General features: G+C 71.3%; 22 protein-coding genes. 7 read left to right on the top strand and 15 right to left on the bottom strand.

Going from position 1 to position 22,928, the window contains the following annotated elements; all coding sequences use genetic code 11:
• Positions 1 to 57: 57 nt before the first annotated feature.
• The 3 genes from F0L46_RS16500 to F0L46_RS16490 form a co-directional block, all read right to left on the bottom strand.
• Positions 58 to 447, bottom strand: coding sequence for a VOC family protein (locus tag F0L46_RS16500; protein WP_149819493.1), 390 nt, complete (start codon positions 445 to 447; stop codon positions 58 to 60).
• Positions 448 to 937: 490 nt separating this feature from the next.
• A complete protein-coding gene (locus tag F0L46_RS16495; protein ID WP_149819491.1) occupies positions 938 to 1,795 on the bottom strand; it encodes an oxidoreductase in 858 nt (285 codons plus the stop codon).
• A gap of 29 nt (positions 1,796 to 1,824) precedes the next feature.
• Complete coding sequence (locus tag F0L46_RS16490) at positions 1,825 to 2,676, bottom strand: SDR family NAD(P)-dependent oxidoreductase (protein WP_149819489.1); 852 nt, start codon at positions 2,674 to 2,676, stop codon at positions 1,825 to 1,827.
• 113 nt (positions 2,677 to 2,789) lie between these two features.
• Here F0L46_RS16490 and F0L46_RS16485 point away from each other — a divergent pair, with 113 nt between their 5' ends.
• A complete protein-coding gene (locus F0L46_RS16485; RefSeq protein WP_149819487.1) occupies positions 2,790 to 3,719 on the top strand; it encodes a LysR family transcriptional regulator in 930 nt (309 codons plus the stop codon).
• Here the strand turns inward: F0L46_RS16485 and F0L46_RS16480 are convergent.
• The 5 genes from F0L46_RS16480 to F0L46_RS16460 form a co-directional block, all read right to left on the bottom strand.
• The gene (locus F0L46_RS16480; protein ID WP_149819485.1) at positions 3,704 to 4,990 is read right to left on the bottom strand and encodes an amidohydrolase family protein; all 1,287 of its coding nucleotides are present in this window, start codon (positions 4,988 to 4,990) and stop codon (positions 3,704 to 3,706) included. The genes F0L46_RS16485 and F0L46_RS16480 overlap by 16 nt on opposite strands.
• A gap of 77 nt (positions 4,991 to 5,067) precedes the next feature.
• Positions 5,068 to 6,012, bottom strand: a complete 945-nt coding sequence (locus F0L46_RS16475) for an ABC transporter permease (protein WP_149819483.1) — start codon at positions 6,010 to 6,012, stop codon at positions 5,068 to 5,070.
• Complete coding sequence (locus F0L46_RS16470) at positions 6,012 to 7,064, bottom strand: ABC transporter permease (protein ID WP_149819481.1); 1,053 nt, start codon at positions 7,062 to 7,064, stop codon at positions 6,012 to 6,014. The genes F0L46_RS16475 and F0L46_RS16470 overlap by 1 nt, the downstream gene beginning before the upstream one ends.
• Positions 7,061 to 8,602, bottom strand: coding sequence for an ABC transporter ATP-binding protein (locus F0L46_RS16465; protein ID WP_149819479.1), 1,542 nt, complete (start codon positions 8,600 to 8,602; stop codon positions 7,061 to 7,063). Before F0L46_RS16465 ends, F0L46_RS16470 begins: the two co-directional genes overlap by 4 nt.
• 179 nt (positions 8,603 to 8,781) lie before the next feature.
• Positions 8,782 to 9,783 carry a BMP family protein gene (locus tag F0L46_RS16460; RefSeq protein ID WP_149819477.1) on the bottom strand — a complete coding sequence of 334 codons (1,002 nt, stop codon included), beginning with the start codon at positions 9,781 to 9,783 and terminating at the stop codon, positions 8,782 to 8,784.
• Positions 9,784 to 10,005: 222 nt separating this feature from the next.
• Here F0L46_RS16460 and F0L46_RS16455 point away from each other — a divergent pair, with 222 nt between their 5' ends.
• Together F0L46_RS16455 and F0L46_RS16450 are read left to right on the top strand one after the other, a co-directional pair.
• Positions 10,006 to 11,415, top strand: coding sequence for a YcjX family GTP-binding protein (locus F0L46_RS16455; RefSeq protein WP_438646688.1), 1,410 nt, complete (start codon positions 10,006 to 10,008; stop codon positions 11,413 to 11,415).
• Complete coding sequence (locus F0L46_RS16450; RefSeq protein WP_149819473.1) at positions 11,412 to 12,425, top strand: YcjF family protein; 1,014 nt, start codon at positions 11,412 to 11,414, stop codon at positions 12,423 to 12,425. Before F0L46_RS16455 ends, F0L46_RS16450 begins: the two co-directional genes overlap by 4 nt.
• A gap of 172 nt (positions 12,426 to 12,597) precedes the next feature.
• Here the strand turns inward: F0L46_RS16450 and eno are convergent, their stop codons facing one another.
• The 3 genes from eno to fliG all read right to left on the bottom strand — a co-directional run bounded on the left by eno (position 12,598) and on the right by fliG (position 16,239).
• Positions 12,598 to 13,881 carry a phosphopyruvate hydratase gene (gene eno, locus F0L46_RS16445; RefSeq protein ID WP_149819471.1) on the bottom strand — a complete coding sequence of 428 codons (1,284 nt, stop codon included), beginning with the start codon at positions 13,879 to 13,881 and terminating at the stop codon, positions 12,598 to 12,600.
• 106 nt (positions 13,882 to 13,987) lie between these two features.
• A complete protein-coding gene (locus tag F0L46_RS16440) occupies positions 13,988 to 15,094 on the bottom strand; it encodes a DUF2336 domain-containing protein (protein ID WP_149819469.1) in 1,107 nt (368 codons plus the stop codon).
• A 110-nt stretch (positions 15,095 to 15,204) separates the two neighbouring features.
• Complete coding sequence (fliG, locus tag F0L46_RS16435) at positions 15,205 to 16,239, bottom strand: flagellar motor switch protein FliG (protein ID WP_149819467.1); 1,035 nt, start codon at positions 16,237 to 16,239, stop codon at positions 15,205 to 15,207.
• 173 nt (positions 16,240 to 16,412) lie between these two features.
• Between fliG and F0L46_RS16430 the strand changes: the two genes are divergently transcribed.
• Positions 16,413 to 16,874, top strand: coding sequence for a BLUF domain-containing protein (locus tag F0L46_RS16430; RefSeq protein ID WP_149819464.1), 462 nt, complete (start codon positions 16,413 to 16,415; stop codon positions 16,872 to 16,874).
• Between the two features lie 27 nt (positions 16,875 to 16,901).
• Positions 16,902 to 17,342: a response regulator gene (locus tag F0L46_RS16425; RefSeq protein ID WP_149819462.1), complete on the top strand. Its 441-nt coding sequence runs from the start codon at positions 16,902 to 16,904 to the stop codon at positions 17,340 to 17,342.
• 185 nt (positions 17,343 to 17,527) lie between these two features.
• Here the strand turns inward: F0L46_RS16425 and F0L46_RS16420 are convergent, their stop codons facing one another.
• Positions 17,528 to 19,195: a GMC family oxidoreductase gene (locus F0L46_RS16420; RefSeq protein ID WP_149819460.1), complete on the bottom strand. Its 1,668-nt coding sequence runs from the start codon at positions 19,193 to 19,195 to the stop codon at positions 17,528 to 17,530.
• A 110-nt stretch (positions 19,196 to 19,305) separates the two neighbouring features.
• Between F0L46_RS16420 and F0L46_RS16415 the strand changes: the two genes are divergently transcribed.
• Positions 19,306 to 19,530, top strand: coding sequence for a colicin E5-related ribonuclease (locus F0L46_RS16415; RefSeq protein WP_188312004.1), 225 nt, complete (start codon positions 19,306 to 19,308; stop codon positions 19,528 to 19,530).
• The gene (locus F0L46_RS16410; protein ID WP_149819456.1) at positions 19,502 to 19,765 is read left to right on the top strand and encodes a hypothetical protein; all 264 of its coding nucleotides are present in this window, start codon (positions 19,502 to 19,504) and stop codon (positions 19,763 to 19,765) included. The genes F0L46_RS16415 and F0L46_RS16410 overlap by 29 nt, the downstream gene beginning before the upstream one ends.
• A 10-nt stretch (positions 19,766 to 19,775) precedes the next feature.
• On the opposite strand, the gene F0L46_RS16405 is transcribed toward F0L46_RS16410, so the two are convergent.
• Genes F0L46_RS16405 through F0L46_RS16395 form a run of 3 tightly spaced genes read right to left on the bottom strand, consistent with a single transcriptional unit; the run spans position 19,776 to position 22,882 of the window.
• Positions 19,776 to 20,864 carry a mandelate racemase/muconate lactonizing enzyme family protein gene (locus F0L46_RS16405; protein ID WP_149819454.1) on the bottom strand — a complete coding sequence of 363 codons (1,089 nt, stop codon included), beginning with the start codon at positions 20,862 to 20,864 and terminating at the stop codon, positions 19,776 to 19,778.
• A gap of 27 nt (positions 20,865 to 20,891) precedes the next feature.
• Positions 20,892 to 21,866: an ABC transporter permease gene (locus F0L46_RS16400; RefSeq protein ID WP_149819453.1), complete on the bottom strand. Its 975-nt coding sequence runs from the start codon at positions 21,864 to 21,866 to the stop codon at positions 20,892 to 20,894.
• Between the two features lie 11 nt (positions 21,867 to 21,877).
• Positions 21,878 to 22,882 carry an ABC transporter permease gene (locus F0L46_RS16395; protein ID WP_149819452.1) on the bottom strand — a complete coding sequence of 335 codons (1,005 nt, stop codon included), beginning with the start codon at positions 22,880 to 22,882 and terminating at the stop codon, positions 21,878 to 21,880.
• Positions 22,883 to 22,928 lie beyond the last annotated feature (46 nt).

The raw sequence follows: 22,928 nt of genomic DNA, 5'->3' as shown, positions 1-22,928 counted from the left end.
CCCCTGTTGTGCCCCTGACGGCACCCGGGGGCGCCGCCGGAATGAAGCGGCGCGCCGTCAGTCGAGCGCGGACTGGATCTCGATCTGGTAGCCTTCCGGATCGTTGAAGACGAAAGCCCGGATCTTCAGCTCCTCGCTGCTGCGCGGCGGGCGCAGGGCGTCGACGCCGATCTCCGCCAGATAGGCGTACCAGGCATCGACGTCGGCGACGCGAAAGCAGATCTGGACCGGCTTCACGGGATGGGCGCGGTGGCTGCCGCGGGACTCGTCGACGAGCCCGACATGGCCTGAGCCCGTGACGTGGTAGATCTTCGACCAGCCCTGGTCGATGGCAAGCGTAAACCCAAGCACGTCCTCGTAGAAGCGGATCGCGCGCGGGAGATCCTTATAGTACAGGAATGTGATCAGGAGTTGCGTGGCGGCATGATCCGGGCGCGTTGCTGCCATGGGTCCTGATCCGTGCGTGCGACGACCATCCGCAACGAGCGGTGGGGCTCGCCGAGACTTATGAGGGAACGGTATACACGGGGTATCCCACCGTCAAGCGAACCGTGACGGTTCCTGGAGGATGGGAGGGGAGGGCGCCTGGGGGGCTGGTCCAACGAGGGCCATTGCTACCATTCTCACCCTCGTCCTGAGGTGCCCTGCGGAGCAGGGCCTCGAAGGGCGCTCCAGGGGTCTCCGGTGGGCTGTGGAAGCGTGCTGCGCGCTTCGAGACGCCTGCTGGCGCAGGCTCCTGGGCATGAGTGGGGCGGGAAGACAGCTGGATCGGCGTGGTACCCCCTCACCCCCGGCCCCTCTCCCCATGGGAGAGGGGAGTGCATGAGCCTCGAAGGGTGTTGCATGGATCTCCCTCCGGCTCACGAAGGTGCTGCGTGCTTCGAGACGCGCTCTACGAGCGCTCCTCAGCATGGGGGCCTCAAGCTTGCCGACCGTGTCAGCCCCCGACCGGCTTCGTCTCGGCGCCCGGGAACGCCGTCCCCTCGCCGACGCTGCGCCACGCCGCCAGATCCGCATCCACCGCCGCCCGCTTCGTCTCCCACAGGCCGATGGCATCCGAGCCGAGGAGGAGCCGCAGGGGCGGTTTCCCGCTCTCCACGGCCTGGATCATGGCTTGCGCGGCTCGAGCGGGATCGCCCGGCTGCTGCCCGTCAGAGCCGTAGAGGTAGCGCTCGACGGGCTCGATCACCGGACGGTAGGCGTCGATGCGCGCGGCGGGCCGCATGTTCGAGGCGCCCGCGAACTCGGTGCGGAAGGCGCCGGGCTCCACGATCGTGACCCGGATCCCGAGCGGCGCGACCTCGCCGGCGAGCGCCTCGCTCCAGCCCTCCAGGGCATATTTGGAGGCGCAATAGGGGGCGAACGCCGGGAAGGAGGCGAGGCCGCCGATGCTGGTGAGCTGGAGAACGTGGCCGCTCCCTTGCGCCCGCATCGCGGGCAGGACGGCCCGGGTCATCTCGGCGGCGGCGAAGAAGTTCATCTCCATCTGCTCGCGAAGCTGCTGAGGCGAAAACTCCTCCGCGGCGCCGAGCGAGCCGCGGCCGGCGATGTTGGCGAGGACGTCGATGCGGCCGAAGCGCTCCAGGGCCTCCGCGACGGCCCGCTCGCGTGCGTCGGCGTCGGTGACATCGAGGGCGAGCGCGAGGGCCGTGTCGGGATAGAGGGAGGCGATCTCCTCCAGGGCCTCCCGGCGCCGCGCCGCGAGGACCGCCCGGTCGCCGCGCGCCAGCACCGCCTCGGCGAGCGCCCGGCCGAAGCCGCTGGAGGCGCCCGTGATGAACCAAACCTTGCTCATGGTAAGCTCCTGAAAGATGGGGGCGGGGATCAGGCGAGGTCGCCGCCGTCGACGCCGACCACCTGGCCGGAGACGTAGGACGCGGCGGGGCTCGCGAGCCACAGGACGAGCCGGGCGACCTCGTCGGGCGTGCCGACGCGGCGCATGGGGTAGGCGGAGACGAGCTGCTCGGTGGTCACGTTCCACTGCCGGCGCACCCGCTCCAGCATCGCGGTCTCGATGGCGCCCGGGGCGACGGCGTTGATGCGGACGTCGCGGCCATATTCCTGCGCGGCGGCGCGGGTCATGTGGATCACGGCGGCCTTGGAGGCGCCGTAGCCCACGATGTTAGGGAAGGCGTGCCGGCCGCCGATGGACGCCATGTTGACGATCGCGCCGCGGCTGCGCACCAGATGCGGCAGCTCGTGCTTCATCCCGAGGAAGACGCCCCGCAGGTTCGTCGAGATCAGGTCGTCGAACGCCTCCGTATCGGTCTCGGCGATGGGAGCCGGCGGCTTGTCGGTGCCGGCATTGTTGAAGGCGACGTCGAGGCGCCCGTAAGCCGCGACCGTCCCCTCGACGAAGGCCTTCACCTGCGCCTCGTCGCGCACGTCGGCGCGGACGAAGGTGGCGTCGCCGCCCCGGGCCCGGATCGCGGCCTCGACCTCGCGGCCCAGCGCCTCGCGCCGCCCGCAGAACGCCACCCGGGCGCCCTCCGCGGCGAACAGCTCCGCGGTGGCCCGGCCGATGCCGGAGGTGCCGCCGGTGACGAGCGCCACCTTGCCGGCGAGCACGCCGGCCGGAGCGGTCTGGGCGCGGGCGCCGCTCACTGCGGCGGCGATGCCGAAGCCGGCGGTGAGGCCGGTGCGGAGGAAGGTGCGGCGGGCGTTGTCGGTGGTCATGGCGTCTCTCCTCGGGTGGGGCCTGGCGTGCCCCGGTGAGAGAGAAGCTAGCGTTCCGCCGCTCTTTCGATAATCTGGGATAATCTGAACGAGCTAGTAAGCAGGGCTACACAATGCGCCGGGCCGATCTCGACGGGCTGATCGCGTTCCTGAAGGTGGCCGAGCGGCGCTCCTTCACGGCGGCGGCGCGGGATCTCGGGGTGACGCCCTCCGCCATCAGCCAGACGGTGCGTGCCCTCGAGGACCGGGCCGGCGTGGCCCTGCTCGCGCGCACCACCCGGGACGTGGCGCTCACCGAGGCCGGGCGGCGCTTCCTGGAGCGGGCGCGCCCGGCGGTCCAGGACATCCTGGCGGCGTTCGAGGATGCTGCGAGCCTCGGCGACCGGCCAAGCGGGCTCCTGCGCCTCAACGTGCCGCGCGTCGCGCTGGCAAGCCTCATCGAGCCCGTGCTCGCCTCGTTCTGCGCCGCCCATCCCGCCGTGCAGGTGGAGATCCATGTCGACGACCGCTTCGCGAACATCGTCGAGGACGGCTTCGACGCCGGGATCCGGCTCGGCGAGTTCGTCGAGGGCGACATGGTGGCGGTGCGCCTCACCCCCGCCTTCCGGCTCGCCGTGGTGGGATCGCCCGATTATCTCGCCCGGTGCGGGCGCCCGGCCCATCCGCGCGACCTCAGGGACCACGCCTGCATCAATTTCCGCCAGGGCGCCCGGGGCGGGCTCTACCATTGGGAGTTCGAGGACGCGGGCCGCGACTTCGCCGTGGCGGTCGACGGGCCCGTGATCGTCAACGAGGCGGGGATCATGATGGCGGCCTGCGTCATGGGCCTGGGCCTCGCCTACACCCTCGCCCCGGTCGCCGAGCCCCTCTGCGAGCAGGGCCTCCTGGAGCCCGTGCTCGAGGCCTATTGCCCCGAGACGCCGGGCTTCTTCCTCTACTTCCCGACGCGCCACGGGGTCATGCCGAAGCTGCGGGCCTTCATCGACCACGCCACGGCCCGGCTCGGCCGCCGGACCGGCGCGGCCGATCAGATCGGCGCGTAGGCGTCGCCCATGACGGCGGCGGGGCGTCCGTCGAGGTGAAGCCGGGTCGCCCGCGGCTCGGCCTCGGCGATCACGCGCCCGCGGCGGATCACGGCGAGGCGCGTCGCCTTGAGGCGGATCGCCTCGATCGGGTCGCGGGCCTGGAGGACGACGAGATCGGCGTTGCAGCCGGGCGCGAGGCCGTAGCCCTCCAGCCCCATGATTCGGGCCGGGTGCGCCGTCACGGCCTCGAAGGCGTAGCGCATCGCGTCGCGGCCGGTCATGTGGCCGACATGGATCGCCATGTGGGCCACCTCCAGCATGTCGCCCGAGCCCAGCGAGTACCAGGGATCCATCACGCAATCGTGCCCGAAGGCGCAGAGAACCCCTTGGGCGCGCAATTCGGGGATGCGGGTCATGCCCCGGCGCTTCGGATAGGTGTCGTGCCGGCCCTGGATCACGATGTTGATGAGGGGATTGGCGATCGCCGCGACGCCTGCCTCGGCCATGAGGGGCAGGAGCTTGGAGACGTAGTAATTGTCCATGGAATGCATGGAGGTGAGGTGCGAGCCCGCCACCCGGCCCCCGAGCCCTAGGCGCTGCGTCTCGCAGGCGAGCGTCTCGACGTGGCGGGAGAGCGGGTCGTCCGTCTCGTCGCAATGCATGTCGACGAGGAGGCAGCGCTCCGCCGCGATCTCGCACAGCGCCCGCACCGAGGCCGCGCCGTCCGCCATGGTGCGCTCGAAATGCGGGATGCCGCCCACCACGTCGACGCCCTTGTCGAGCGCCCGGGCCAGGTTCTCCACCGCGCCGGGCGAGCGGTAATAGCCGTCCTGCGGGAAGGCCACGAGCTGGAGGTCGAGATAGGGGGCGACGCGGCGTTTCACCTCGAGCAAGGCCTCGACCGCGAGGAGCCGGTCGTCGCACACGTCGACATGGGAGCGGATGGCCAGGAGCCCCTGCGAGACCGCGAGGTCGCAATAGCGCAACGCCCGCTCCACCACGGCCTCGTGGGTGAGGAGGGGTTTCATCTCGCCCCAGAGCGCGATGCCCTCCAGGAGCGTGCCCGATTCGTTGAGGCGGGGCTGCCCGAGCGACAGGGTCGCGTCCATGTGGAAATGCACGTCGACGAAGGGGGGCGAGACGAGGTTCCCGCCCGCGTCGATCACCTGCCGGGCCTCGCCCGCGACGGCGGGACCGACCTCGGCGATCCGCCCGGAGCGGATCGCGATGCTCTGGCCGGTGCGGCCGTCGGGGAGGGTGGCGTTGCGGACGAGGAGGTCGTGGCTCATAGGCGGTCCTGGCGCTCACCCCTGCCCCTTGCAGGGAGGGGCGGGGATCGGGGGCGGAGATGCGGAGGGGACGCGCGTCATCGCTGTCCCTTCAGGTAGGGCACCATCAGGGCTTTCGGATAGTCGGCCCGTCGCGCCACGGTGCAGAGCGCCGCGATGGACAGCAGATAGGGCAGCATCAGGAAGACCTGGCTCGGGACCGCCCCGCCGACCGCATGCTGGAGGCGCAGCTGGAAGGCGTCGAAGGCGCCGAACAGGAGGGCGCCGAGCAGCGCCTTGCCCGGGCGCCAGGAGGCGAAGACGGTGAGCGCGATGCAGATCCAGCCCCGCCCGCCCGTCATCTCGAAGAAGAAGGCGTTAAAGGCCGCCATGGTGAGGAAGGCCCCGCCGAGCGCCATGACGGCCGACCCGACCACCACGGCGCCGATGCGAAGGCCGTGCACGTCGAGGCCCGCCGATTCCACCGCCGCCGGGTTCTCGCCCACCGCCCTCAGGCCGAGGCCGAGGGGCGTGCGGTGGAGGACGAAGGCCGCGACCGCGAACAGCGCCAGCGCCAGGAAGGTGAGCGGCGTCTGCCCGAAGAGGGCGGGGCCGATGAAGGGCAGGTCCGACAGGCCCGGCACGGCGACGGGCGCGAAGGGCTGGATGCGCGGCGGGCTCGACACGTTGGGCAGGGCGACGCGGTAGACGAAATAGGACAGGCTCGTGGCGAGCAGCGTGACGCCGATGCCCGTGACGTGCTGCGACAGGCCCAGGGGCACCGTGAGCAGGGCGAGCACGAGCCCGAGGCTCGCCCCTACGGCGGCGGCCACGAGCACCCCGCTCCACAGGTCGAGCCCGAGATAGACCGCGAGCCAGCCCGCCATCGCGCCCGCCGTGAAGATGCCCTCGATGCCGAGATTGAGCACCCCGGCCCGCTCGCAGATGAGGGCGCCCAGGACGCCGAACATCAGCGGCGTCGCGATCCGCACCGCCGCGGCCCAGAAGCTCGCCGAGAGCAGGATGTCGAGGACGGCGTCCATCAGGCGATCCTCACGCGAAAGCGCACGAACAGGCCGCTCACGAGCACGCAGACGAGGGCGAGCGCCACGATGAGGTCGGCGATGTAGTTCGACACCCCGACCGTCCGGCTCATGGTGTCGGCGCCGACGAAGACGCCCGCTACGAGGATCGCGGCGGGCACGACGGCGAGCGGCTGCAAGCCGGCCACCATGGCGACCACGATCCCGGCATAGCCGAACCCGCGCGAGAGGTCGGCCGTGAGATAGCCCTTGAGCCCCGCCACCTCGGATGCGCCCGCGAGCCCCGCGAGCCCGCCCGACAGCGCCCCCACGGCGAGCATGGTGGGCAGGATCGGGATGCCGGCATAGGCCGCGGCGGTGGCGTTCTCCCCCACCGCCCGGATGCGCAGGCCGAGCACGCTGCGCGTCATCAGGACATGGGCGACGACGCAGGCGAGGAGGCCGAGGAGGAAGCCCCCGTGCAGCCGCATGCGCTCGACGATGGGCGGCAGCATAGCTTGATCGAGGATAGGCTCCGATTGCGGCCAGCCGCCACCCATCGGGTCCTTGAGGGGGCCCTCCAGCATCATCTGGGCGACGAGCAGGACGACGAAGTTGAGGAGGAGCGTGGTGACCACCTCGTCGACCCCCAGCCGCACCTTGAGCACGGTGGGGACGAGCATGAGCGCCGCGCCCGCGAGCGCCGCGGCGAGGAGCACCAGCGGGACGAGGAGGAGCGGCCCCCCGCTCACGGCCCCGGAACCCACCGCCACCGCCGCCATCGCGCCCGCATAGAGCTGGCCCTCGGCCCCGATGTTGAACAGGCGGGCCCGGAACGCCACCGCCGCCGCGAGCCCCGTGAGGATCAGCGGCGTCGCGCGGGTGAGCGTCTCGGTGAGCGCGAACAGCGTTCCGCCCGCGCCCTGGAGCATGAGCCAGAACGAGCGCCCCACGGGCGCGCCGGCGGCGGCGAGGGGGATCGCGGCGAGCGCGAAGGCGGTGGCAAGCGCGGCGAGGCGCGCGCCGACGATCAAGGCAAGCGACGCCCGCGCCCGCGGCTCGAAGCGGATCACGCGGCGCGCTCCTCGGGCGAGCCGCCCATGAGCAGGCCGAGGCGCTCCAGGGTGAGCCCCTCGACGGGCTCCGGCGCGCTGAGCCGTCCGCGCACCATGACGCCGACCCGGTCCGAGAGGCCCAGGATCTCGTCGAGATCCTCCGAGATCAGCACCACCCCGGCCCCGCGCTCGCGGGCCTGGAGCAGGCGGTCGTGGACGGCGGCGGTCGCGCCGACGTCGAGGCCGCGGGTCGGCTGGTTGGCGAGGATCAGGCGGGGCGAGCGGTCGAGCACGCGGGCGAGGATCACCTTCTGGATGTTGCCCCCCGACAGGAGCCGGATGGGAGCGTCGGGCCCGGGGCAGCGAACGTCGTAGGCCGTGATGGCGGCGCGGGCGCGGGCCCGGATCGCGCCCCAGCGCAGGAAGCCGAGGCGGCTGACCGACGGCTCTCCGAGCGACTCGATCGCGAGGTTCTCCGCGATGCTCAGCGAGGGGACGACACCCTCGTGGTGCCGGTCCTCGGGGATGCGGCCGATGCCGGCCCGCATCACGGCGCCGGGACCGGACCCTATGGCCGCGCCGCGCAGCGTCGCGCGGCCCCCCGGCCGGGGGCCCGTGCCCGCGAGAAGGGCGGCGAGCGCGCCCTGGCCGTTGCCGGAGACCCCGGCGATCCCGACGATCTCGCCCTCGTGCACCGTGAGCGACACCCCGTCCAGGCCGGCGCGTCCGCGCTCGCCGGGGACGGCGACGGCGTCGAGGACGAGGAGGGGAGGGCCGGGCGCCCGAGGCGCCCGCCGGCTCGGGGCGATCTCGCGCCCGACCATAAGGGTCGCGAGCTCGGCGCGGCTCGCGCCCGCGACGGGGCGGTCGGCGACCTTGCGCCCGCCGCGCAGGATCGCGACGCGGTCGGCGATGGCCGTGACCTCCCCGAGCTTGTGCGAGATGAACACGATCGCGAGCCCGCCCGCCACGAGGCGGCGCAGCACCGCGAACAGGCCCTCGACCTCGCCCGGGGTCAGGACCGCGGTGGGCTCGTCGAGGACGAGGATGCGGGCCCCGCGATAGAGCACCTTCAGGATCTCGACGCGCTGCTTCTCGCCCACCGTGAGATGGCCCACGCGCCGGTCCGGATCGACGGCGAGCCCGCTCTCGGCCATGAGCCGCCCGAGCCGCGCCCGCGCCTCCCCGAGGCGAAGCGACGGAGACCAGACCGGGCGGGTGCCCAGGGCCACGTTCTCGAGCACCGTAAGGCTCTCGGCGAGGGCGAAATGCTGGTGGACCATGCCGATTCCCGCCGCGAGCGCGGCGCCGGGGCGGCCCGGCGGCAGGGGCTCCGGCGCGCCGCCGTCGCGCGCCACGGCGATGGTGCCTTCGTCGGCCACGTAATGGCCGAAGAGGATGTTCATGAGCGTCGACTTGCCGGCCCCGTTCTCCCCCAGCAGCGCCAGGATCTCGCCCGCGCGCAGGTCGAGGGAGATCGCGTCGTTGGCCACGAGGGCGCCGAAGCGCTTGGTGACGCCGTCGATGCGCAGGACGAGGGGAGGGGTTTTGGGCACGGGAGCTCGTCGGGTCGCGGGGAAGGCGGCTTGGATCGGCACCGCGCCGATCCGGAGATCGGCGCGCGTGAGCGGCTTGTCGGCGGGGCACGCAGGCAGGCCTGGCGGACCGATCCCGTCGAGGGATCTGGCTGCCCTCCCGCGCCGCCGACAACGACGGGCGCGGGAGGGCAATCCCGTCAGCTCGACTTCGGCTCGGCGTCGTTGACGTTGACCCGGAAGAGGCCGTCCTGGATCTCCTTTTCCTTCTCCTTGACCATCGCGGCCACCTCGGCCGAGACGAGCTTCTCGTCCATGGCGAGGCTCGCGCCGCCATATTGCATCTGGCTGAACTGGCCGTAATCGGTCGCCTCGAAGCGGCCCTCCATCACGGCCTTGATGGCGCGGTCGATCGTGGGCTCCATGTGCCAGAGCGCGCTCGCCAGCACGATGCCCGGATATTGGGCAGAGGTGTCGATCACGTTGCCGATCACCTTGGCATTGCGCTCCTTGGCAGCGTCCGACACGCCGAAGCGCTCGGCATACATCACGTCGGCGCCCTTATCGATCATGGCGAAGGACGCCTCCTTGGCCTTGGGCGGGTCGTACCAGGAATTGATGAAGGTCACGAGGAAGCGCACGTTGGGGTTCACGGCCCGGGCGCCGTCCATGAAGGCGTGCATGAGGCGGTTCACCTCGGGGATCGCGTAGCCGCCCACCATGCCGATGAGGTTCGACTTCGTGGCCTTGCCGGCCACCATGCCGCTCAGATAGGCGGGCTCCTGGATCCAGTTGTCGAAGACCGCCATGTTGGGCTTGGCCGGCCCGAAGGAGGAGCCCATGAGGAAGGCGACCTTGGGATAGCTCGCGGCCACCCGCCGGGCCGCCCGCTCGACGCCGAAGATCTCGCCGACGATGAGGTCGGAGCCCTCCTCGGCATATTGGCGCATGATGCGCTCGTAGTCGTTGTTGGCGGTGTTCTCCGACCATTTGTAGGTGATGTCGCCGCGGCCCTCGGCGGTCTTGAGCGCCGTGTGGAGGCGCGAGACCCATTGCTGCTCGACCGGCACCGTGTAGATCGAGGCGACCTTGATGGGCTTCGCCTTGCCCTGCGCGAACGCGCCGCCCGGCAGCGCCGCCGCGCCCGCGGCGCCGAGCCCGAGCCCGATGAACGTGCGCCGATCGAATGTCCTGTCCGTCATGCCGACCCCCTCTTTCTGGTTCGTCGGGCCAGTCTAGGCAGGAACCATGCCGGGACAAGCGCGCCCGTGAGCGATTCCTCCACGATTTCCGCGCGGGGCGAGGCCCAAGCCCCGCCGCCCCCTGGCGAACCCGGGCGCGATGCATAGGTTGAGGTCACGTCTCCCGCGCTCTTGCCCCGGTGCCGCGTGCCGCCCTCCGTTCTCGACACCACCTACGACGCCCTGCGCGGCCTGGCCGACTACGCCTCCGGCATCCTCCAGCCCTCCGTGCGGGTCGGGGTGACGGGGCTGGCGCGCTCGGGCAAGACCGTGTTCACGACGGCGCTCGTGCGCCATCTCGTGGAGGGCACGCCGCTCACCGCGTTCCGCGCCTCCGCCGAGGGGCGCATCCGCCGCGCGCGGCTGAGCCCCCAGCCCGACGACGCGGTGCCGCGCTTCCCCTACGAGGCCCATCTCAAGGCGCTGGAGGAGCGGCGGCTCTGGCCGGGCTCCACGACCCAGATCAGCGAGCTGCGCGTCGACATCGAGTACGAGCGTCCCTCGGGCCGCTGGCGCGGCGGCGCCTCGACCCTCTCGGTGGACATCGTCGACTATCCCGGCGAATGGCTCCTCGACCTCGCGCTCCTCGACGCAGGGTTCGCCGAGTGGTCGCGCGCCACCGTCGCGGCGAGCCGGGCGCCGGAGCGGGCGGCGCTCGCCGCCCCCTGGCACGCGCGCCTCGCCGGCCTCGATCCCCTGGGCGAGCCCGACGAGGTGGCGATCGGCGAGGCCTCGGAGGCGTTCAAGGCCTATCTGGCGGCGCTGCGGGCGGGGCCCGAGGCGGTGGCCACGACCCCGCCCGGGCGCTTCCTCATGCCCGGCGACCTCGCGGGCTCGCCGGCCCTCACCTTCGCGCCCCTCGACCTGAAGGACGGGGAGGAGATCCGGCCCGGGAGCCTCGCGGCGCTCATGGAGCGGCGCTTCGAGGCCTACAAGACGCATGTGGTGCGCCCGTTCTTCCGCGATCATTTCCAGCGCATCGACCGTCAGATCGTCCTCGTCGACGTGCTCGCCGCGGTGGATGCCGGGCCGGCGGCGCTGGCCGAGCTGGAGGCGGCCCTCGACCGGGTGCTGATGGCGTTCCGGGCGGGGCGAAACACGATCCTGTCCTCCCTGTTCTCGCCGCGCGCCGACCGGGTGCTGTTCGCTGCCACCAAGGCCGATCACGTGCACCACACCTCTCACGCCCGGCTCGAGGCGCTGCTGCGCCTGCTCGTCAACCGCGCCGTGAAGCGCACGGAAGCGGCGGGCGCGAAGGTCGGGGTGGTGGCGCTCGCCTCCGTGCGCGCCACCCGCGAGACCACGGTGCGCGACGGCCTCCAGACCCTGCGCACCGTCGCCGGCACGCCGGAGGCGGGCGAGCGGGTCGGCGACGAGATCTTCGACGGCGAGACGGAGGCCGCCATCTTCCCCGGCGACCTGCCCGAGCGCGCGGGCGCGATCTTCGAGGGCGCGGTGACGCCTGGCTCGTTCCGCTTCCCGCGCTTTCGCCCGCCCCGGCTCGTAGCCGATGCCGGCGGGCGCCGCCCGGCCTTGCCCCATATCCGCCTCGACCGCGCGGTCGAGTTCCTCATCGGCGACCGCCTGCAATGACCCAGCGACCCCGTGCCTTCCGCCTCGACCACCCGGACGTCGTCACGGGCGCGCCCGACGTCGAGCCCGCCCGCGGCCAGGTGGTCGTGACGCCGGAGCCCGACGAGATCGTGGAAGCGGCCGACGGCACCCCCGTCCCGATGGGCGAGCGGCGCGGCTTCCCCTGGCTCGGCGTGTTCTTCTCCGCCCTGGGCGCGCTCCTGTCGCTCGGCATCGGGCTTGCGGTCGACGCCCTCGTGCGCGACCTCTTCGCGCTCTATCCCGGGCTCGGCTGGGTGGCTTTGGGCCTCGTGGGCGCGGCGCTCGTGGCCCTGCTCGCGGTCGTCGGGCGCGAGCTCTCGGGGCTCATGCGCGAGCAGCGGATCGAGCGGCTGCGCACGGGCGCCGCCCGCGCCGTCGAGACCCGCGATCACGGCGCCGCCTGCGCCCTCGCGGCGGACCTCGCGACCCTCTATGCCGGGCGTCCCGAGGCGGCGCGGGGACGCACGCGGGTCGCGGACGTGGACGGCGAGATCCTCGACGCGGACGACCGCCTGATCCTCGCCGAGCGCGAGCTCCTCGCGCCCCTCGACGACGCTGCGACCCGCATCGTCGCGAACGCGGCGAAGCAGGTGTCCGTGGTCACGGCCTTGAGCCCCCGCGCCATCGTCGACGTCGCCTTCGTGGTCTTCGCCGCCGCGCGCCTTCTGCGCCAGGTCTCGCGGGTCTATGGCGGACGGCCGGGCCTGCTCGGCTTCCTGCGGCTCGGGCGGGCGGCCCTGGGGCACCTGGCGGTGACGGGCGGCGTCGCGGTGGGCGACAGCCTGCTCCAGCAGGTGCTGGGCCTAGGCCTCGCGGCGCGGGTCTCGGCGAAGCTCGGCGAGGGCGTGCTCAACGGCCTGATGACGGCCCGCTTCGGCCTCGCCGCCATCGCGGTCTGCCGCCCGCTCCCCTATCTCGGCACCCGCCCGCCCACCATCGGCGACGTGGCCGGCGGCTTCCTGCCGAAGCTCGACCGGAATGAGGCGTAAGCTCCCCCTCCCCCTTGCGGGGAGGGGGAGGGGTGGGGGTTGAAAACTCGAAGCCGGCGGGGAGGTAGGGAGCACGCACGCTCGTACAGCGCTATCCTGCACCATAGGTAGGTGGCGTCCCGACCCTCACCCCTCACCCCTCCCCGCAAGGGGGAGGGGGAACACAAGTCTCCTAGCGAAGCGCCTTCAGGGCCGCGCGGCCGGCGTATTTCGCCTGGCCGCCGAGCTCGCCCTCGATGCGGATGAGCTGGTTGTACTTCGCGAGCCGGTCGGAGCGGGCGAGCGAGCCGGTCTTGATCTGCCCGCAATTCGTCGCGACCGCGAGGTCGGCGATGGTCGCGTCCTCGGTCTCGCCGGAGCGGTGGGACATCACGGCCGTGTAGCCGGCGCGGTGGGCCATCTCGACGGCGGCGAGCGTCTCGGTGAGCGAGCCGATCTGGTTCACCTTGACGAGGATCGAGTTGGCCACGCCCTTGGCGATGCCCTGCGACAGGCGCTCCACGTTGGTGACGAACAGGTCGTCGCCCACAAGCTGGCACTTGGCGCCGACGAGGTCCGTCACCGCCTTCCAGCCGTCCCAGTCGTCCTCGGACATGCCGTCCTCGATCGACACGATCGGGTAGGCGCCGACGAGCCCCGCGAGGTACTCCGCCTGCTCCTGGGGCGAGCGCGTCTTGCCCTCGCCCTCGTAGACGTAAGACCCGCCCTTGAAGAACTCGGTCGCCGCGCAATCGAGCGCGATCATCATGTCGGTGCCGGGCTTGTAGCCCGCCTGCTCGATGGAGCGCATGATGAAGTCGAGGGCCGCCTCCGCCGACTTGAGATCGGGGGCGAAGCCGCCCTCGTCGCCGACATTGGTGTTGTGGCCCTCCTTCTTGAGGGCGCCCTTCAGGGTGTGGAAGACCTCGGCTCCCATGCGCACGGCCTCGGCGAGCGAGGAGGCGCCCACGGGCATGATCATGAATTCCTGGAAGTCGATCGGGTTGTCGGCATGCGCGCCGCCGTTGATGATGTTCATCATCGGCACGGGGAGCACGCGCGCCTGGGTGCCGCCCACATAGCGATAGAGCGGCAGGCCCGAGGCCTGCGCCGCCGCCTTGGCGACCGCGAGCGACACGCCGAGGATGGCGTTGGCGCCGAGGCGGCTCTTGTTGGGCGTGCCGTCGAGCTCGATCATCGCCTCGTCGACCTCGACCTGGTCCTCCGCGTCCATGCCGCCGATGGCGTCGATGATCTCGCGGTTCACCGCTTCCACGGCCTTGAGGACGCCCTTGCCAAGATAGCGGCTCTTGTCGCCGTCGCGCAGCTCCACCGCCTCGTGGGCGCCCGTGGAGGCGCCCGACGGGACCGCGGCGCGGCCGAACGAGCCGTCCTCCAGGAGCACGTCGACCTCGACGGTCGGGTTGCCGCGGCTGTCGAGGATCTCGCGGGCGATGATGTCGGCGATGGCGGTCATGGGGCCTCGGACGGATGGGTTGGGCGCAGGCGCCTCACATGGCTGAAGGGACGGGGACGGTCAAGGCGCCTCGTGGCGCGCGGCGCGCGAGGGGCCGCGCGGCGGCTCAGGCCCGGCGCTCCCCGGCCGTGCGGCGCAGATGCGCCGTGGCGAGGCGGATGGCGAGCTGGGCCTCCTCGGGGCGCAGCTCGCGGTAGTCGACGACGAGGCGCTCCACGTCCTCCGGCTCCAGCCGCCAGACGGGGTTCGACATGAGCGCGAGCTCGAACGTGTCGAAGCCGTAGCCCGCCGCGCACAGGATGAGCTCGAAGCCGTCGGGCTCCGCCGAGCGGTGGGCGCGCTGCACGAGGGTGACGGGCAGCCGGGTCACGAAGGCGATGGCCGCGACGGCCTTGTCGTGCTCGCCCTTGCGCAGCCAGTCCGCCACCTGCGGCTCGTCGAGGCGGCGGGCCTGCGAGGCCATGTGGACGGCAAGCAGCGCCTGCGACAGCTCGCGCAGGCGGGGCGTCTCGCGCTCCGCCCGGGCGAGGAACATGCGGAAGATCGCGCCGAGCTTCGCCACCGAGCGGGGCGGGGAGGCGGGCCGGGCGCTCGCCCGCGCCACCGCGCCGATGCGGGCAAGCTGCGCCTGGGCCACGTCGGTGCGCAATTGCAGGGCGCGGCGCAGGTCGGGCGTGGCCGCGGCGGACGCGAGAATGTGGGCGCAGGACCGGTTCGAGAGCTTAGCCCCGCGGTTGCGCACCGCCGAGAGCACGATCTCAGGCCCGCCGCGCTGGACGAGGAGGTCCGTCACCGCCTCCGGGATCGCGGGGCGCTGGGACACGGCGAGCAGATGCTCGGGCCCGCGCTCGCGCGCGACCACGATCAGGTCGTCCTCGTCGAGAACCGGCGAGGCGCGCAGGACCGGCCCCGCGACCACCGCCTCCTCGTCATAGGCCAGAAGCCGCACGGTCCGGCGCGGCGCGTTGGCGAAGGGGGCCACCACCTGGGACAGGCGCGCCCGCGCCGGGGGCGCGTTGGCGGCGAGCAGGCGCACGAAGGCCTCGTCGAAGGCGAGCGCGCCGTCGGGCCCGAGCCGGTCGACCGCGCGCAGGAACACGACCGTGAGCTTCTCCATGAGATCGCGGGCGCGCTCCGGCGAGCCTCCGACGAGGGCGCCCTCGAGCTCCGCCACCATGGTGCGCAGGGCGAGCGCCTCGGGATCCGGGGTCATGGGACGCCGCCCGCGGTGCAGGCGTCATGGCGCCGCCGCGCGGCCGCTTCACGCGCCACGCCGGCAAAGCCCCCGCGTCCGACCTCCCTCACGCCACCCAGCTCCAGGCTTCAATAGACGAGCTCGTCCTCGCCGCGGTTCTTCGAGATCATGATGTCGCCCTTCTCGGCGAGGTCCTTGGCGAGGCTGACCATCTTGGCCTGGGCCTCGTCCACGTCCTTGAGCCGGATGGGGCCCAGGGTCTGCATGTCGTCCTGGAGGTTCTTGGCCGCGCGGGTCGACATGTTGGAGAAGAAGAACGCCCGGGTGGGCTCCGGCGCGCCCTTCAGCGCGCGGGCCAGCACGTCGCGGTCGACGGAGCGCATCAGGGTCTGGACGCTGCCGGGGTCGAGCTTCGTGAGGTCCTCGAAGGTGAACATCAGCTGCCTGATCTTCTTCGAGGCCTCCCGGTTCACGTCGTCGAGGGCCGTGAGGAAGCGCGACTCGGTCTGCCGGTCGAAGGCGTTGAACACCTCGGCCATGATCTCGTGCGCGTCGCGCTTCGAGGTCTGGGCGATGGTGGTGACGAACTCCGTCTTGAGCGTCTGCTCGATGTGCTCCAGCGCCTCCTTCTGCACCGCCTCCATGCGCAGCATGCGGTTCACCACGTCGATGGCGAACTCGTCGGGGAGGATGGTGAGAACCTTCGCAGCGTGGTCGGGCTTCACCCGCGAGAGGATCACGGCCACGGTCTGCGGATATTCGTTGCGCAGGTAGTTGGCGAGGATCTCGGCGTCGATATGCGCGAGCCGCTGCCAGACGCGGCGCCCCGACATCCCGTTGATGTCCGCCATGATGGCGGTGACCTGCTCGGGCGGGAAGATCTTGAGCAGCAGCGACTCGGTTTTCTCGAAGCTCCCCGCGAGGTTGCCGCTGCCGGAGAGCTGCGTGATGAAGTCGACCACGATCTCGTGCATGGTGTCGGCGTCGATGGCGCCGAGCTGGACCATGGCATGGGTGAGCTGGCGGACCTCCTCCTCCTCCAGCATCGACCAGATCGGCGCGCCGTATTCCTCGCCGATGAGCAGCATGATGGCGGCTGCCCGCTGGGGGCCGCGCAGCTCGAGGGACTTGCCCGTCGTGACGGCGGGGGAATTGGCGTTCATGGGGCTTCGCGTGCCGGGTTTGCGCAAACGACAAGAGCGCGCTCATGGTTACCGGGCGGTTAACGCGGGGGCGGGCCCGGCGGGAAAGCCTTAAGGCCCGAGCCGGGAACGCTTAACGGTTCCTTCAGCCAAAAGCGGTCAATTGAGGCGGGCTCCAAGCGAAACCGGGATCGATGAGCAGCCGCACCACGCTCAGCCGCATCATTTACCGCAGCCTGGCGAAGATCAACATGTCGGCGCCGGACGGGAACGTGCAGCTTCTCAACATCGTGAGGACGAGCCAGAAGCGCAACGAGTTCTCGGTCATCACGAGCGTGCTCCTGTTCGACAAGACGTACTTCGTGCAGATCCTGGAGGGCGACAAGCCCGCGGTCCACGAGACCTTCCAGCGGATCACGGTGGACGACCGGCACAAGGACATCGAGATCATCGAGTGGCGGGACATCAACCGCCGCGACTTCGTCTCCTCGCTCGCCCTGTTCGCCCGCGGGCCGGAGAACGAGGTCCAGTTCATGAAGTTCGGCTTCTCCGAGATGCTTCACCGCAAGCGCATCAAGGTGGCCGCCATCCAGGGGCTCGCCATGGCGCTGCAATCCGAGACCCTGTCGAAGCGCGGCATCGAGCTCTTCAGCTAAGGGGGAGCGCATCCGCGCGTCTGGGCCATGCAAGACAACATCCCGTCCGTTCTCATCGTCGACGACCAGCCCAAGCTCGCGCGCCTGGTGCGGGAGCTCTTCCTGCGCCTGGGCTTCCACGACGTCGACACGGTGGGGGACGCGTCCGAGGCCATCGACGCCCTCAAGCAGAAGCGCTACGGGCTGATGCTCGTGGACCTCGAGCTCGAGCCCGTCGACGGCATCCAGCTCCTGCGCCAGATCCGGGCCACGAAGGAGTTCCAGGACGTGGGCTTCATCCTGACGGAGGCCACGGTCACCTTCGAGAACGTGAGCGCCGCGCATTTCGCGGGCGTCGACGCGTTCCTGCTCAAGCCCTACGACCTGCCGCTCCTCAAATCGAAGCTCAAGATCGTGCTGCGCAAGGCTGCCCGCCGCCAGCGCTACGATCCTAACCTCTCCATGCTGGAAGAAGAGAACGTCGCCTGAGGGGGCCGGGGTGGGACGCCTCTCCCCTTCTCCACCCTCGTCCTGAGGTGCCCTGCGAAGCAGGGCCTCGAAGGGCGCTCCGGAGATCTCCCTCCGGCTCACGAACGTGCTGCGTGCTTCGAGACGCCCGCTCACGCGGGCTCCTCAGCATGAGGGGGTGGAAGCTCCGGAAGGACGCAGCCCTCCTAGCCCGCCCGCGCCACCGGCAGGTCGTGCTCCGGCGCCGCCCGCAGGCCCGCGCCCTCGGCGACGAACGCGGCGCAGCGGCTGCCCATCATCATGGCCGGCGCGTTGGTGTTGCCGGCGTTGATGTCGGGCATGGCCGAGAGGTCGCAGACCCGCAAGCCCTCCACGCCCCGCACCCGCAGCTGCGAGTCGAGCACGGCGAGGGGATCGTCGGCGGCCCCCATGCGGCAGGTGCCGGCGGGGTGGTAGTTCGTCTTCACGAAGCGCTTGCAGTGCCGCATGAGCGCCTCGTCGGAGAGGTCGTCGGGGCTCGGGATGGCGATGGACCCGATGCGCTCCTTCAGGGGGCTCGTCTGGAAGGCGCGCAGGAAGAAGCGCTGGCCGTCGATCATGGCCCTGGCGTCGTCGGGGTGCGACAGCAGGTTGGGCGAGACGAGGGGCATGTCGTCGGGGTTCGCGGAGGCAAGCCGCACGGAGCCCCGCGACTTCGGCTTCACCACCACGGTGGTCACCGTGAGCCCGTAGGTGTCCTTCACGAGGGTGAGGGTGTCCCGGTCGAGATAGACGATGGGGACGCAGAAGGCCTGGATCGTGGGTTCGGCCCCCGGATCCGTGGGGTTCACGAAGGCGCCCGCCTCCACGCCCGCCGACAGGATCGGCCCTGAGCCGAACAGCTTGAAGTGCAGGCCGTTGAGCAGCATGCGCCAGCCGACGCCCTGCTTGTAATAGCCGTGCCGGCCGTTCGCCATGGCGATGATCGGCACCTCCGGGTGGTCGACGAGGTTCTGGCCCACGCCCGGCAGGTCGGCGAGGCAGGGGATGCCGTGGCGGCGCAGCTCGTCGGCGGGGCCCACGCCCGACAGCATCATGAGCTGCGGCGTGACGAGGGACCCCGCCGCGACGATCACCTCGCCGTCCGTGCGGGCGCGGCGCTCGACGCCGGCCTTGTCACGGTAGGTCACGCCCACCGCCCGGCCGTTCTCGATGTCGATGCGGCGGACCCGGGCGTTGAGGCGGAGCGTGAACCGCGGATCGCCGTCGAGTGGCGCGATGAAGGCATAGGCCGCGGAGCTGCGCTTGCCCCGCCGGTTCATGAACTGGTAGAAGCCGACGCCGCGCTGAGCCGGGCCGTTGAAGTCGTGATTGTAAGGTTCGCCAAGGGCTTGCACCGCCTGGATGAACCAGCGCGAGAAGTCGTTGATGTGCCCCGGATCGGAGACCAGCAGCGGCCCGTCGGCGCCGTGAAGGTCGTTGTTGAGACGGTTGTTGCCCTCCATGGCCCGGAAGTGCGGCAGCACGTCCGCCCAGCGCCAGCCCGGATAGGCGTTGTCGCCCCGCAAAACCTCGTGCCACGCGTCGTAGTCGGACGAGCGCCCGCGCATGTAGACCTGCGCGTTCACCGACGAGCCGCCGCCGAGCACGTTGGCCTGGGGGATGTCGTGCTGGCGCCCGTCGAGGTGCTCCTGCGGCACCGTCTTGTGGTAGCGCATGAACTTGCTGCCGTTGATCATCTTGAAGATGCCCGGCGGCATGTCGAGGAGCGGGTGGCGGTGCGAGTGACCGCCCTCGAGCAGGAGCACCCGCGCCCCGCTCGCCACCAGCCGCGCCGCCGCCACGCAGCCCGCCGAGCCGCCCCCGACGACGATGTGATCGAAACGCTCGGTCATGTTGCAGTCCGATGATGAGGGGTTATCTTAAGGGGACAGGGTGGACGGTTCAGGATCGGGCGCCCGCGACCGCCCGTTCCGTGGCGGGCCCCTTCCCGAAGGTTCGCCCCGTGGTCAAGTCGCAGGAGAAGCTGCGCAGCCAGATGCTCAAACGCGGCTGGACGGCGGCGCAGATCGAGGAGGCCGTCGCCCATGGTCGAAGGCACGCGGCGCGCAATGCGGCGACGGGCGGCCCCGCGACGCGCTACATCCACCCGACGACGGGGCGTTCCGTCGTCATCGACGATGCGACGGGCGAGGTGATCCATGTCGGCGGCGACGGCTTCCAATACTGAGACCCTTTATGTCTTTCTCGTGGGCGAGGGCGTCGATGTCTGGCGCCCCGTCGACGCCGTCCCGTTAGGGGATGGGCGCTACCGGCTGCCGGACAACCCCGACCCGCAGGACGAGCAGTGGGAATTCGCGGGTGGTAGCACCGTGATGGCGGAGCGCCGGGAGCTTGCCGATGGCATCCGCCTCGTCGCGGTCGCGCCCGCCGCCCCTGCGCGGCCCAAGGAAGCGCCCGGGTAAGCACGCCCGCTCACGCCTTGATCCGCTCCAGCCCCGCCCAATCGAAATCGATCCCATGCCCCGGCCGGTCGGGGGCGAGGGCGAAGCCCTCCTCGATCGCCAGGGGCTCGGCGATGTAGCGCTCCAGGCCGAAGCCGTGCGCCTCCAGGAAGGAGCGGTTGGGGCAGGCGGCGAGCAGGTGCACCGTCACGTCGTGGGCGCCGTGCGTCGTGACGGGCATGTTGAAGGCCTCCGCCAGGTGGGCGATCTTCATGAAGGGCGTGACGCCGCCGCAATTGGTGACGTCGGGCTCCGGATAGGTCACGGCTCCCATGGCGATGTACTGCTTGAACTCCCAATGGGTGCGCAGGTTCTCGCCTACCGCGATGGGCAGCCCGCCCTCGCGCACGATGCGGGCATGGCCCGCCGGGTCGTCGGGGATGGTGGGCTCCTCGACCCAGGTGAGGTCGTAGGGCTGGAAGGCGCGGGCGGCGCGGATCGCCTCGTCCACGGTCCATTTCATGTTGGCGTCGACCATGAGGGGGAAGCCCTCGCCCAGATGCTCGCGCATGGCCTTCACCCGGGCCACGTCCTCGGACAGGCGCTTGCGGCCGACCTTCATCTTGATGGCCCGGAAGCCCTTGGCGAGGTTGCCGTCCGTCTGCTTCAGGAGCTTGTCGAGGGGGAGATCCAGGTCGATGCCGCCCGCATAGCAGGGGACCTTGGGGTCGAAGCCGCCGAGATAGTTCCACAGCGGCAGCCCGGCGCGCTTCGATTTCAGGTCCCACAGGGCCATGTCGAAGGCCGAGAGCGCCAGCACGGTCGGGCCGCCGCGGCCGCCGTAATGGGTCGCCCACCAGGCCTTCTGCCACAGGCGCTCGATGTGGTCGGCCTCCTCGCCCGCCATGATCTCGGGGAACTCGCGGGTGAGGACCGCGTCGATCGCCGCGCCGTTGCGCCCCACCGTGAAGGTGTAGCCCACGCCCTCCGCCCCGTCCGCGTCGCGCAGGCGCACGGTGTTGAGCTCGAAGGCGCGCATCTCGCCATGCATGGAATCGGTGAGAACCTCCGGCAGGGGGATGCGGTAGAAGCCGGGTTCGATGGAGGTGATGCGGGCCATGGCTTGGTTTTCCGGATGCGATGGGGATCAGGCGGGTTCCTCGGTGCGCCCGGCGAGGCGCGCCTGGATCACGACCACGAGGAGCAGGAAGGCGCCCCGGACCACGGACTGCCAATAGGCCGACAGGCTGATCTGGCCGAGGCCGTTCTCGAAGTTCAGGATGTTGAAGATGAGGCCGAGCAGCAGCACGCCCGCGAGGGTCGAGCCCACCGACCCCACGCCGCCGGTGAGCAGCGTGCCGCCGACCACCACGGCCGCGATGGCGAAGAGCTCCCAGCCCACGCCCTCGATGGGCTGCCCGGCGCCGAACTGCGCCGCCAGGATGACGCCGGCGAGCCCCGCAAGCGCGCCGCTCACGAGATAGACGGAGGCCTTGGCCCGGTCGGCGGGCAGGCCCATGAGGCGCGTCGCCTCCTCGTTGCCGCCCACCGCCAGCACCGTGCGGCCCCAGGCCGTGAGGTTGAGGGCGATGGCGCCCGCCAGGAAGGCGGCGAGCGCGATCCAGGCCGGGACGGGGAAGCCCAGCAGGTCGCCCTGGCCGAGCTCGATGAAGCCCGTCTCGTAGGACACGGAGACGGACTGGTTGCCCGCGAGCAGCAGCGCGCAGCCGCTCGCCGCCAGCATGGTGGCGAGGGTCGCCACGAAGGGCAGGATGTTGAGCCGCGTGATCACGAGGGCGTTGACGGCGCCCACCGCAAGCCCCGCGGCGAGCCCGCCGAGCAGGCCCGGCACGAGGCCGTAGGGCGAGAGCAGCGCCGCCACCACGCTGCCCAGCGCCGCCGTGGAGCCCACCGACAGGTCGATGCCGCCCGTCATGATCACGTAGGCCATGCCGAGGGACACCAGGGCGAACATGGCGTTGTAGCGCAGCACGGAGAGGACGTTGAACGTGCCGAGGAAGTTGTCGTAGCGCAGGTAGCCGAACAGGATCAGCGCCAGGAGCGCGATCACGACGCCGTGGCGGCTGAGGCGGCGGACGGTCTGGGGCGCGGGGGATGGCATCGTGTCGCCCTTCAACGGTGGCTCTGGCGCTGCAGCCAGACGGCGAGCACGATGATGCCGGCCTTGACGATGAGCGCGGCGGCGTCCGGCACGCCGTTGGCGAGCAGCGTGTAGCGCACGAGCTGGATGATGAGGGCGCCCACCAGCGTGCCCACGATCGTGGCCCGCCCGCCGGTCAGCAGCGTGCCGCCCACCGCCACCGCCGCGATGGCGTCGAGCTCCATGCCGAGGCCGACGAGGTTGGCGTCGGCAGCCGAGTTGCGCGCGATCACGATGAGCCCCGCGACGCCCGCGAGAAGCCCGCTGATGAGATAGGCCCGCCGCTTCACGGCGCCGACGGGGATGCCGGCGAGCCGCGCGGCCCGCTCGTTGCCGCCCACGGCGAGGATTTGGCGACCGAACAGGGTTCGCCGCAGCATCCAGGCCGCGGCCGCCACGACGATCACCATGAGGACGGCCTGGAACGGGATGCCGAACACACGTCCCAGGCCGATGAACTGGAACTCGGGGGCCTTGAAGACCTGGAGGTTGCCGTTCGTCATCACCTGCGCGATGCCGCGCCCGGCGATGAACAGGACGAGGGTGGCGACGATGGGCTGGATGCGGAAGCGCGTCACGAGCCAGCCGTTGAACCACCCGAGCGCCCCCGCCGCCAGCACCGGCAGCACGAAGGCGAGCGCGACCCCGACCATCGGATGGGGCAGGGGGAAGAGCTTCCCCATGAAGATCAGCGGCGCCAGCGCCCCCGCGATCGCCATCAAGGCGCCGACCGACAGGTCGATGCCCCCCGTCGCGATCACGAGCGTCATGCCGACGCCCACGATCACGATGGCGCAGACCTGGGTCAGGTTGACGTTGAGGGTCTGCCAGGTGGCGAAGTTCGGCGTGAAGGCGAGGTTGAACGCGATCAGCCCGACGAGCGCCAGGAGCGCGCCCCAGCGCGACAGGAACGCCCGCCCGTCGAGGGCGAGCTTCGGGCGGGTCGGGGAGGGGGCGGGGGCCGCGATCTCAGCCATGGGCGGACTCCACGATGCGGGCGCGCCGCCCCCCTCCCCCTTGCGG

It is taken from the genome of Salinarimonas soli (assembly GCF_008386575.1).
Classification (GTDB): domain Bacteria; phylum Pseudomonadota; class Alphaproteobacteria; order Rhizobiales; family Beijerinckiaceae; genus Salinarimonas_A; species Salinarimonas_A soli.
This window is presented reverse-complemented; position numbering and strand designations above follow the sequence as displayed.

What these genes read in the sequence shown, in the direction of transcription:
- F0L46_RS16500 (WP_149819493.1), bottom strand. Translation starts at nt 447, where the DNA reads ATGGCAGCAACGCGCCCGGATCATGCCGCCACGCAACTCCTGATCACA.
- F0L46_RS16495 (WP_149819491.1), bottom strand. Translation starts at nt 1,795, where the DNA reads ATGAGCAAGGTTTGGTTCATCACGGGCGCCTCCAGCGGCTTCGGCCGG.
- F0L46_RS16490 (WP_149819489.1), bottom strand. Translation starts at nt 2,676, where the DNA reads ATGACCACCGACAACGCCCGCCGCACCTTCCTCCGCACCGGCCTCACC.
- F0L46_RS16485 (WP_149819487.1), top strand. Translation starts at nt 2,790, where the DNA reads ATGCGCCGGGCCGATCTCGACGGGCTGATCGCGTTCCTGAAGGTGGCC.
- F0L46_RS16480 (WP_149819485.1), bottom strand. Translation starts at nt 4,990, where the DNA reads ATGAGCCACGACCTCCTCGTCCGCAACGCCACCCTCCCCGACGGCCGC.
- F0L46_RS16475 (WP_149819483.1), bottom strand. Translation starts at nt 6,012, where the DNA reads ATGGACGCCGTCCTCGACATCCTGCTCTCGGCGAGCTTCTGGGCCGCG.
- F0L46_RS16460 (WP_149819477.1), bottom strand. Translation starts at nt 9,783, where the DNA reads ATGACGGACAGGACATTCGATCGGCGCACGTTCATCGGGCTCGGGCTC.
- F0L46_RS16450 (WP_149819473.1), top strand. Translation starts at nt 11,412, where the DNA reads ATGACCCAGCGACCCCGTGCCTTCCGCCTCGACCACCCGGACGTCGTC.
- eno (WP_149819471.1), bottom strand. Translation starts at nt 13,881, where the DNA reads ATGACCGCCATCGCCGACATCATCGCCCGCGAGATCCTCGACAGCCGC.
- F0L46_RS16440 (WP_149819469.1), bottom strand. Translation starts at nt 15,094, where the DNA reads ATGACCCCGGATCCCGAGGCGCTCGCCCTGCGCACCATGGTGGCGGAG.
- fliG (WP_149819467.1), bottom strand. Translation starts at nt 16,239, where the DNA reads ATGAACGCCAATTCCCCCGCCGTCACGACGGGCAAGTCCCTCGAGCTG.
- F0L46_RS16430 (WP_149819464.1), top strand. Translation starts at nt 16,413, where the DNA reads ATGAGCAGCCGCACCACGCTCAGCCGCATCATTTACCGCAGCCTGGCG.
- F0L46_RS16425 (WP_149819462.1), top strand. Translation starts at nt 16,902, where the DNA reads ATGCAAGACAACATCCCGTCCGTTCTCATCGTCGACGACCAGCCCAAG.
- F0L46_RS16420 (WP_149819460.1), bottom strand. Translation starts at nt 19,195, where the DNA reads ATGACCGAGCGTTTCGATCACATCGTCGTCGGGGGCGGCTCGGCGGGC.
- F0L46_RS16410 (WP_149819456.1), top strand. Translation starts at nt 19,502, where the DNA reads ATGTCGGCGGCGACGGCTTCCAATACTGAGACCCTTTATGTCTTTCTC.
- F0L46_RS16405 (WP_149819454.1), bottom strand. Translation starts at nt 20,864, where the DNA reads ATGGCCCGCATCACCTCCATCGAACCCGGCTTCTACCGCATCCCCCTG.
- F0L46_RS16400 (WP_149819453.1), bottom strand. Translation starts at nt 21,866, where the DNA reads ATGCCATCCCCCGCGCCCCAGACCGTCCGCCGCCTCAGCCGCCACGGC.
- F0L46_RS16395 (WP_149819452.1), bottom strand. Translation starts at nt 22,882, where the DNA reads ATGGCTGAGATCGCGGCCCCCGCCCCCTCCCCGACCCGCCCGAAGCTC.